The organism is Saccharothrix sp. CCNWYY140 (assembly GCF_037401995.1).
In the GTDB taxonomy this organism is placed as follows: Bacteria; Actinomycetota; Actinomycetes; order Mycobacteriales; family Pseudonocardiaceae; genus Actinosynnema.
The window spans coordinates 45280-54727 of the sequence record NZ_JBBEGC010000049.1 but is presented as its reverse complement, the minus strand read 5'-3'; the positions used below and the strand labels follow the sequence as shown (position 1 = coordinate 54727).

General features: G+C 70.6%; 11 protein-coding genes. 5 read left to right on the top strand and 6 right to left on the bottom strand.

What is annotated here, in order from left to right; translation table 11 throughout:
- Positions 1-532: RICIN domain-containing protein (locus tag WBN91_RS21745; protein ID WP_337725910.1), on the top strand; the 532-nt coding region annotated here is incomplete at its 5' end.
- Between the two features lie 362 nt (positions 533-894).
- On the opposite strand, the gene WBN91_RS21740 is transcribed toward WBN91_RS21745, so the two are convergent.
- Together WBN91_RS21740 and WBN91_RS21735 are read right to left on the bottom strand one after the other, a co-directional pair.
- Positions 895-1479 (bottom strand): DUF3885 domain-containing protein, encoded by a 585-nt coding sequence (locus tag WBN91_RS21740; protein WP_337725911.1) that lies wholly within the window; start codon positions 1477-1479, stop codon positions 895-897.
- 201 nt (positions 1480-1680) lie between these two features.
- Complete coding sequence (locus WBN91_RS21735) at positions 1681-2082, bottom strand: DUF6326 family protein (RefSeq protein WP_337729397.1); 402 nt, start codon at positions 2080-2082, stop codon at positions 1681-1683.
- A 296-nt stretch (positions 2083-2378) separates the two neighbouring features.
- Here WBN91_RS21735 and WBN91_RS21730 point away from each other — a divergent pair, with 296 nt between their 5' ends.
- Positions 2379-3419 (top strand): sensor histidine kinase, encoded by a 1041-nt coding sequence (locus tag WBN91_RS21730; protein ID WP_337725913.1) that lies wholly within the window; start codon positions 2379-2381, stop codon positions 3417-3419.
- Positions 3416-4072 (top strand): response regulator transcription factor, encoded by a 657-nt coding sequence (locus WBN91_RS21725; protein WP_337725914.1) that lies wholly within the window; start codon positions 3416-3418, stop codon positions 4070-4072. Before WBN91_RS21730 ends, WBN91_RS21725 begins: the two co-directional genes overlap by 4 nt.
- A 6-nt stretch (positions 4073-4078) precedes the next feature.
- Here the strand turns inward: WBN91_RS21725 and WBN91_RS21720 are convergent, their stop codons facing one another.
- From WBN91_RS21720 to ilvD, 3 genes are all read right to left on the bottom strand, one after another.
- Positions 4079-4381 (bottom strand): hypothetical protein, encoded by a 303-nt coding sequence (locus tag WBN91_RS21720; protein ID WP_337725915.1) that lies wholly within the window; start codon positions 4379-4381, stop codon positions 4079-4081.
- 120 nt (positions 4382-4501) lie between these two features.
- Positions 4502-4888, bottom strand: coding sequence for a hypothetical protein (locus WBN91_RS21715; protein WP_337725916.1), 387 nt, complete (start codon positions 4886-4888; stop codon positions 4502-4504).
- Positions 4889-4957: 69 nt separating this feature from the next.
- Positions 4958-6655 carry a dihydroxy-acid dehydratase gene (gene ilvD / locus WBN91_RS21710; RefSeq protein ID WP_337725917.1) on the bottom strand — a complete coding sequence of 566 codons (1698 nt, stop codon included), beginning with the start codon at positions 6653-6655 and terminating at the stop codon, positions 4958-4960.
- Positions 6656-6812: 157 nt separating this feature from the next.
- Here ilvD and WBN91_RS21705 point away from each other — a divergent pair, with 157 nt between their 5' ends.
- Entirely contained in the window at positions 6813-7049 is a 237-nt protein-coding gene (locus WBN91_RS21705) for a hypothetical protein (RefSeq protein ID WP_337725918.1), read from the top strand.
- Here the strand turns inward: WBN91_RS21705 and WBN91_RS21700 are convergent.
- A complete protein-coding gene (locus WBN91_RS21700) occupies positions 7046-7690 on the bottom strand; it encodes a thiopurine S-methyltransferase (RefSeq protein WP_337725919.1) in 645 nt (214 codons plus the stop codon). The two genes, WBN91_RS21705 and WBN91_RS21700, sit on opposite strands and share 4 nt — an antisense overlap.
- Positions 7691-7773: 83 nt before the next feature.
- On the opposite strand from WBN91_RS21700, the gene WBN91_RS21695 reads away from it, so the two are divergent.
- Entirely contained in the window at positions 7774-9396 is a 1623-nt protein-coding gene (locus WBN91_RS21695; protein WP_443217767.1) for a tannase/feruloyl esterase family alpha/beta hydrolase, read from the top strand.
- Positions 9397-9448 lie beyond the last annotated feature (52 nt).

Below are 9448 nucleotides of genomic sequence, written 5' to 3'. Positions count from 1 at the left end.
CTACGGCACCCCGCTGCTGTTCGACGGCAACGGCAACAAGAAGCCCGCCTACACCGCCGTCCTCAACGCGCTCAACGGGGGCTCGACGCCGCCCACCGGTATCGACCCGACCGCGTGGTACGTGGTGGTGAACCGCAACAGCGTCAAGGCGCTGGACGTGTACGGCAAGGCCACCACCGACGGCGGACGCATCACCCAGTGGACCCGCAACGACGGCGCCAACCAGCAGTGGCAGTTCGTCGACTCCGGTGACGGCTACTACCGCGTCAAGTCCCGCCACTCCGGCAAGGTCCTCGACGTGCCCAACTCGTCGACCGCCGACGGCGCCGCGATCCAGCAGTGGGCCGACCACGGCGGCACGAACCAGCAGTTCCGCGCGGTGGAGTCGGGCGGCTACTACAAGCTGATCAACCGCAACAGCAACAAGGCCGTCGAAATCCAGGGCTCTTCGACAGCAGACGGCGCCAACGTCGTCCAGTACAGCGACACGGGCGGCGCCAACCAACAGTGGCAGCTCGTCCGAGTCGGCTGATCCAGCACCGCCTTCGGCAAAGGCGGGGGACCTCCAGGTCCCCCGCCTTTCGCTTTCACCGAGAAGGGTGCGGAGCGCGAGCCTGGCCGGTGTCGCCGCCGCGGTCGTCACGGCGCTGCTTGAGGGCTGGGATCGACCGCCGTTCAGACGTCGATGCGGGCCAGGCTGTGCCCCGCTGCGGGCAGGAGGCCGAGACACTCGCCATCCCACACTGGGCCGTCCGTCGAGACGGCCAGTGACGTCGGATCAGCTGTGCTTGGTAGTCCGCGGACCCGCGACGACGAGGTTGGTCGGGAAGCCGCAGCGACACCCTCCGCCCGCTCGGCGACACCGGGGCACGCTGCCGGGCTTGGTCGGGGTGTTCAGAGTCCCGAGGGGTGGGTGGAGAGCCAGTCCGTGTGTCGGAGTTCGAGGGCGTCGCGTTCGGTGGTGGTGGGGAGGAGGATGTCGGCGCCGCCGTCGTAGGGGTGGTGGACGCGGTCGAACGTCAGGCTGGTGATCATCACGCCCGAGGCGTTGTCCTGGGCCACGGCGCGGAGCAGGTCGTCCAGGAGGCCGGATCGCCAGGACACGCGAGAGGCGTGCAGGTGGGTGTAGGTGATGAAGTCCGGGTCGGTCTCGTCCGGGTCGGTGGGCACGGATGTCCAGTGACGGGCACCGGGGTTCCAGAGCGCGTGCTGCGCGGACTGCTCCACGGGTCCGGGTGCGTCCGACCAATCGGTGGTCACGACTCGGACTTCCTGTCCGCGGAAGAGTTCGTCCAGGACTGTGTTGTAGCGGCGGAGCACGATGTCGTACTCGGCGGGGGTGTCGGGATAGCGCTTGGATCCGGGCAGGCTGTGGAAACGCGCCCATCGGTCGTGGTAGGCGTGTTTCAGGTCGTGGGCCAACGGAAGGCACTCGGGCCACTGCCGCCGCCACAGTTCCGACAGGTCCTCGTCCAACACACGATCACCATTCTCCGACTGACAGCCGACCGGGTCTCCGTCTCCCGCCGGGTCGACCGAGTCCGCTGAACCTACGCGCGGATCCACCCGCACGCAGCCCGTTATCCGCCCATCGGCATGAGAGCGTGTTGGTTGCGGTGCGGGAGCGGTGGCCTGAGCGGGTCTTGGGCTGTTGTCGGTGGTGGTGGCGCAGGCGGGCCGTCATGGCTGCGAGGGGGTGGCTGGTGGTGGGGGCCATTTCCAGGCGGTTCGGGTGATGATGGTGAGGAGGGCTACTTCGATGAGGCTGCCGACCAGGTAGTAGATCCACGTCTCGCCGATGCACGACGCGATGATGGTGATCATGTAGAGCGCGCTGACCGCGATGTTGACGGTTCGGTTGGCCCGTGGTGTGAGGACGAGGGTCAGGATCACCATCAGGATTGATGGCAGGATGTAGATCAAGGTTGAGGTCAGGAACGTCTGGTTGATCGTGAAAGGTGTGTTCGCCACCTTGCCGTCCAGTGCGGCGGTGAGGACGTCGGCGCGGTAGAGGCCGAAGATGTCTACGTAGGCGAAGACGAAGAGCATTGTGACCCATAGGGCGCAGAGCACCAGCTTCACGTCTATCGGGGTGTTTTGGTACTGCCTTCGCGTCATCGCCGGGCTCCTCCTGGTTGGGAGATCCCAGTGTCATCACGTCGGGTGTGTGGCGCCCCGGGGTCTTGGGTGGAGTTGGCCTGGCCGATCGGCCGGCGGCGGGGCTGGCTTCTTGGTCGATCCGGCGTCTCCTGCCAAGCCCTACTCTGTGGCCGGTGAGGAGAGTGCCCGGGTGGTTGCGGATTGAGCCTGGTGGGGGGAGTCCGCCGGGTCGTGTGTGGCGGGACTGGGTGCTTGCCGTGGGGGTCTTGGGGGCGGCGGTGGGGGAGGTCGTCGTTCGTGATGGCTGGGTGTGGCGGCTCCTTGGGCTTGTGGCTGGTGCGGTGTTGGCGTTCACGATGTTGTGGCGGCGGGTGCGTCCGCTTGCTGCGGTGGGGGTGGGGTTTGGCGGGTTGATGCTGGTTGACCTGGCGGCGATCCTTAGCGGCGGTGAGGCTTTTTCGCTGAACGCGGGCATGTTCGTCGTGGTGCTTGTGTACTCGCTGTTTCGGTGGGGGACCGGGCGGCAGGCGGCGATCGGGTTGGCGATCGTGTTGCTGGAGTGGCTTGTTGTCGTGACGACCGACTTTCCCGGTGTCACCTACGCCGCCGGCGGGCTGGTCGTGTTGTTGTTCCCCGCTGCGCTGGGCGTCCTGGTCCGCTATCGGCGGATCGTTCGCACGCAACGGGTCGAGCGGGTTCGGTTCGAGGAGCGGGAGATGCTGGCTCGGGAGTTGCACGACACCGTTGCCCATCACGTCTCCGCTATCGCCATCCAGGCGCAGGCGGGGCGGTTCCTGGCCGGTTCCCGGGACCTGGACGGAGCTGCCAAGGCTCTCGAAGTCATCGAGGGGGAAGCGTCGCGCACGCTGGCCGAGATGCGCTCGATGGTCGGGTCCCTGCGCCGGGGCACACCTGAGGTGTTCGCCCAGCGTGGTGTGGCCGATATCGAGGGGTTGGCGGCGGCAGGAGACGAGGGGTTGCGGATCGAGGTCGAGAGGTGCGGTGATCTTGACGGGCTGCGGCCCTCGGTTGAGGCGGCGTTGTACCGGGTTGCGCAGGAGTCGATCACCAATGCGAAGCGTCACGCACGGCACGCGACCCGAGTTCACGTCCTCGTGGAAGGCGGCGCCGACACGGTGCGGTTGAGTGTCACAGACGACGGTGAGCGCGGACTGTCCAACTCCCGCGTGCCGGGCTACGGGCTTGTGGGCATGGCCGAGCGCGTCACACTGCTCGGGGGAACCCTGGAAGCCGGGCCAGGCCCCGACCACGGCTGGACGGTCCACGCGGTGATCCCGAGGCGAGAGGCCCACACATGACCCTGCGCGTCCTCATCGCCGACGACCAGGACATCATCCGAGCGGGCCTGACCACGATCCTCAACGGCCAACCCGACATCGACGTGATCGGCCAAGCCGCCAACGGCAACGAGGCCGTCACGCTCGCCCGCCGGCTGCGCCCCGATGTGTGCCTGTTCGACATCCGGATGCCGCACCTCGACGGCGTCGAGGCGACCCGCCTGCTCGCGGGACCCGACGTCGCGGACCCGATGGCCGTGGTCGTCATCACCACCTTCGACACCGACGAACACGTCAGCGGCGCGTTGAAAGCGGGCGCCAGGGGCTTCCTGCTCAAGGACGCCGGACCCGACCTGCTGGTCCAAGCCATCCACGCCGCCGCCGAGGGCGACGCCCTCATCGCCCCCAGCGTCACCGCCCGTCTGCTCGCAACGTTCGCCGACTCGGCGTCCCCCTCGAAGCGCCCCCAACCCCTCACACCCCTGACCGACCGGGAGGAAGAGGTCGCCCTGACCGTCGCCCGGGGCCTGACCAACGCCGAGATCGCCGACGAACTCCACGTCAGCCTCAGCACCGTCAAGTTCCACCTCGCGAGCCTCATGAACAAGATCAGCGCCCGCAACCGCGTCCAGATCGCCATCTGGGCCTACGAAACCAAGCGAGTGCGACCCTGACCGGAATCAATCCCACCACGTGCCGACCTTGGTCAACGCCGACGCGAACGCCCGCAACGCCACCCGCCCGGACGCGCCGGAGGGCGATCCCATAGCGGCGAGCGCGGCCACTTCGTGCACCTGCACGGGTCGGGGGTGTGCGGAGACGGTTCGCAATGCAGCCGTCCACGTGGGGTGGATGGTGTCGGGGTCGACGGCTTCGGGGGATGCCGCGACCCTGCCCGCCAGGATGGTGAGCGCGGAGCGGCGCAGCGGGGTGGACCACATGCCGACGACGGCCCTGAGGATCTCGGGGAGGAGGTCGGGCACCGGGTCGGTTGACCGCCGAGGCGGGCGTGTTGTTGTCGCGCGCCGGCGCGGAGGCGACGTTCGAGGTGTCCGTGACCTTCCAGCGCCGCGAGGGCTGACCCGGTTAACCGACCGGAGTCGTCACCACGGGCGGCCCGGTGCCTGCTGGGGGACGTGGCCGGGTGGTGGGGGTGGGGGTCCCATCGGGGTGGGCTTGGGGGCGGTCGGGGTGCGGGGGCGGTCGAATTGGCCGATGGCCACTGCTGCGCCGATCAGGGCTACGCCGCCGATGGTCAGGCTGAGGAAGCTCAGGGTGTCGACCAAGCCGCCCGGTCCCGCGTAGGTCGCCGACTCGGTTTTGCAGTTCATGCGGGCGGCGGTGCCGGTGCCTTCGGACTTGCAGCTCCACGATGCCGCGATGGGGCCACCCGACATCCGGGCGTCGACGGTGATCAAGATGATCCCCAAGGCCGCTGTGCCGATGCCCAGAACGATGAGGATGACCCGGACAACCCGAAGAAAGATCACGTGGGCACGTTAACGCTCACACTTCTCGGGTGTCCTCGCTTTGCGCATCTTTAAGTGCCCGCCGAAGAGTCACCCGCAGACTGCGCCTCCGCTGGCCGAACCCACCAGGCGCGAGTACTTCGCCAGGACACCGCGCGTGTACCGGGCCGGGAGCGGCTCCCAGCCCTCGCGGCGGGCGGCCAGTTCGGTGGCGTCCACGTCGACGTCCAAGGTGCCGGTGGCGACGTTGAGGGTGATCTTGTCGCCGTCGCGGAGGAAGGCGATGGGGCCGCCGTCCGCAGCCTCCGGGGCCACGTGCCCGACGCACAGGCCGGTGGTGCCGCCGGAGAAGCGGCCGTCGGTGATCAGCAGGACGTTCTTGCCCAGGCCGGCGCCCTTGATCGCGGCGGTGATGGCGAGCATCTCGCGCATCCCCGGCCCGCCCTTGGGGCCCTCGTACCTGATCACCACGGCGTCGCCGGCCTTGATGGTGCCGTTCTCCAGGGCGTCCATCGCGGCGCGCTCCCGGTCGAACACCCGGGCGGTGCCGGTGATGATGTCGGTGTCGAAGCCCGCGGACTTCACCACCGCGCCCTCCGGGGCCAGGGAGCCGCGCAGGATCGTGATGCCGCCGGTGCGGTGGATCGGGGAGGACAGGGCGCGCAGCACGCGGCCGTCCGGGTCGGGGGGCGCGATGTCGGCCAGGTTCTCGGCCACCGTCCGGCCGGTCACGGTCAGGCAGTCGCCGTGCAGGAGGTCCGCGTCCAGCAGTGCCTTCATCACCACGGGCACGCCGCCGATGCGGTCCACGTCGGTCATCACGTGCCGACCGAACGGCTTCACGTCCGCCAGGTGCGGCACCCGCGCGCCGATGCGGGAGAAGTCGTCCAGCGACAGCTCCACCTCGGCCTCGTGCGCGATGGCGAGCAGGTGCAGCACGGCGTTGGTCGACCCGCCGAAGGCCATCACCACCGCGATCGCGTTCTCGAACGCCTCGCGGGTCATGATCTGCCGGGCGGTGATGCCCGACCGGAGCATCTCCACCACGGCCTGGCCCGAGCGGCGGGCGAACGTGTCGCGGCGGCGGTCCGTGGCGGGCGGGGCGGCGCTGCCGGGCAGGGACATGCCCAGCGCCTCGGCCGCGCTGGCCATCGTGTTCGCCGTGTACATGCCGCCGCACGCGCCCTCGCCGGGGCAGATGGCGCGTTCGATCAGGTCGACGTCCGCCTGGCTCATCAGGCCCCGCGCGCACGCCCCGACCGCCTCGAACGCGTCGATGATGGTCACCTCGCGCTCGGTGCCGTCCGACAGCGTGACCCGGCCGGGCAGGATCGAGCCCGCGTAGAGGAACACGCTGGCCAGGTCGAGCCGGGCCGCCGCCATGAGCATCCCGGGCAGGGACTTGTCGCAGCCGGCCAGCAGCACCGAGCCGTCCAGCCGCTCGGCCTGCATCACGGTCTCCACGCTGTCCGCGATGACCTCCCGCGACACCAGCGAGAAGTGCATGCCCTCGTGGCCCATCGAGATGCCGTCGGACACGGAGATGGTGCCGAACTCCAGCGGGTACCCGCCGGCCGCGTGCACGCCGTCCTTGCCGGCCTTGGCCAGCCGGTCCAGCGACAGGTTGCACGGCGTGATCTCGTTCCAGGACGACGCGACGCCGATCTGCGGTTTCGCCCAGTCGTCGTCCCCCATGCCGACGGCCCGCAGCATCCCGCGCGCGGCCGTGCGTTCCAGACCGTCGGTGACGTCGCGGCTGCGGGGCTTGATGTCCGGGGAGTCGGTCATGAACGCCAAGCTAGCGCCCGCGGGCGGCCGGCGCACCGGGACCCCCGGCGTGCCGGTGATCCCGAAGCTTTCTGCCGGTCGGCGATGTCGCCGCGGGCGGTCCCGCTGCCATCCTGACCGGAAAGGGGCGGACGGCCCCCGAGCAAGGAGGTCCACGGTGATCCGTCGTCTGGTGGTCGCGGTCGCCGCGGCACTCGGGGTCGTCGCTCTGGTGCCGGCCACCGCCCAGGCCATCCCGGTGTGCAAGAGCGGCTACGCGTGCCTCTACCAGTGGTACGCCGACCCCGAGCACACCGAGTTCAACGGCTTCCTGTCCATCGACTGCGACGGCAGGTCGGAGAGCTCCGGCGTGCAGCGCGGTTACCTGGTGTTCGGCCAGGCGCGCTGCAACTAGCGCGCCCGGAGCAGGAAGCCGTGCTCCACCAGGCTGGTCAGGCCGAACTTCTCGACCATCCGGTGGTTCGGCCGGGGTTCGGCGGCCACGTGCTCGACCTCGAACGCGTGCCCGAAGCGCTCGACGACCTCGTCCGGCCCGACGGTGAACGGTGGCGTCGGCAGGCTCGGGTGGTACTCCAGGGTGTTGATGAAGTACCGGGTGCCGGGCCGCACCAGCCGGGTGATCGCCTCGGCGTAGCGCTGCCGCATGTCGTCGGGGAACGCGATCAGCGCGGCCCGGTCGTAGACCAGGTCCACCGGGCCGAGCACCTCGGGCGTCAGCTTGAAGACGTCCTGGCGGCGGATGACGAGGTTGCCGCAGCGGAAGACGTCGGGTTCCTCCTCCACCGGGTCCAGGTCGTTCTCGGCGAAGAACTCGGCGACGGCCCGCGGCACCAGCTCGACCCCGATGACCTCCGCCGCCGACTCCGCGAAGAACCGCAGGTCGGCGGTCTTGCCGCAGAGGGGGACCAGGACGCGGGCGCCGGCCACCAGGCCGAGGCGGTCCAGCAGGCGGGCGTGCTCGTGCACGTTCGGCAGGTGGAAGCTGGTCTTCGTGCCGCCCACGGCCCAGGAGTCGTACCAGAACTCGGATTCCATGCTGTACCAGAGGTGCGCGGAGCGTGCTGGAGACGGGTCCGAACGGGTGATGTCACCCGGGCGTTCGACCACGGGAGGGTGAAGTGCGCGCGATCCGCTTGCTCGTGGTAGTCGGCTTGCTGGCCTCGCTGCCGGTCTCCGGCCCCACCGCGTCGGCCGCCCCAGGCGGCACGATCGCGCCCGTGGCAGAGTGCGCGGACCTGGTCCACGACTTCGCGGTGCCGGGCACCCGCGTGCACGTGACGAGCGCGCAGCCGGTGGACGCAGAGGCCGCGCACTGCGAGGTGCTCGGGTACGTCGAGCCGCGGGTGCGGTTTCACCTCAAGCTGCCCGCCACCACCTACACCGGCCGCTACCTCCAGTACGGGTGCGGCGGGTTCTGCGGCGCGCTCGCCGCGCCGGCCTTCCCGGACTGCGGAACGGACATCGGCGGCCTCGCCGTCGCCGCCACCGACGACGGGCACGTGAGCAACGCCCCGGTGCCCTCCGTGGACGGCTCCTGGGCCGCCGCCGACCAGGCCGCCCGCGACGACCTCGCCTTCCGCGCGCCGCACGTGGTCTCGATGGCCGCCAAGCGGATCATCCGGGAGTTCTACGGCCGGCCGCCGTCGTTCTCGTACTTCGGCGGCTGCTCCAACGGCGGACGCGAAGGCCTGCTGCTGGCCCAGCGCTACCCGCACGACTTCGACGGGATCATCGCCGGCGCACCCGTCCACGCCATGTCCCCGCTGCTGCTGCACCAGGCGTGGCTGGCCCGCGCCAACACCGGCGCGGACGGCCGCCCGGTGCTCACCGCCGACCGGCTGCCCGCCCTGCACGCCGCGGTGCTCGCCCACTGCGACCACCTCGACGGCCTGGTGGACGGCCAACTCGACGATCCGCGCCGGTGCGACCACGACCCGGCCGCCCTGCTGTGCCCGCCCGGCGCGAACGGTCCGACGTGCCTCACCCCGGCCCAAGTGCGGGCGGTCCGCCTGCTCTACGCCGGACCCACCGACCCGCACGGCCGGAAGCTCTACCCGGCCGGCCAGGAACGGGGCTCGGAACTGGGCTGGGCCGGCTGGATCGTCCCCGTCCCCGAGTTCGGCGGGTCCTCGGTGGCCGCGCTGCTGGCGGACGGCTACCTCAAGCACATGGGCTACCCGATGGGCACGCCGCACTCGTCGTTGGCCGACGTCGAGTTCACCACCCGCGAGGTGGCTCGGCTGGGCGTGGAGGGCGCGCGCGGCAACGCGATGAGCCTCGACCTGGGGGAGTTCCGCCGCGCCGGCGGCCGGTTGATCCTCTGGCACGGCTGGAGCGACCCGGGCATCCCGCCGCGCGGCCTGCTCGACTACTACGCCCGGCTGGCGCGGCACGACGACGGGGACGTCCGGCGCTGGGCGCGGGTGTTCATGGTGCCCGGCCTCCACCACTGCGCCGGCGGCACGGGATTGACCGAGTTCGACCCGCTGCGCGCGCTGCTGGCGTGGGTCGAGCAGGGGACCGCCCCCGACCGGGTCGTCGCGGTCGGCCGGGACGCCGACGGCCGGGTGGTGCGCACCCGACCGGTCTTCCCGTACCCCCTGACCGCCCGCTACGACGGCACCGGCAGCATCGACGACGCGGCGAACTTCCGCCCCGCCCCACCGTCCCGCCCGACCCGGGACATCGTCGACTGGGTCGGCGCCCACCTGCACCACAGGCCCGGCCCGGTCGCCCCCTGACCCGGGCGGGTGCCGTCCGGGGGAGGATCGGGTGGTGCACGGGGACGAGACA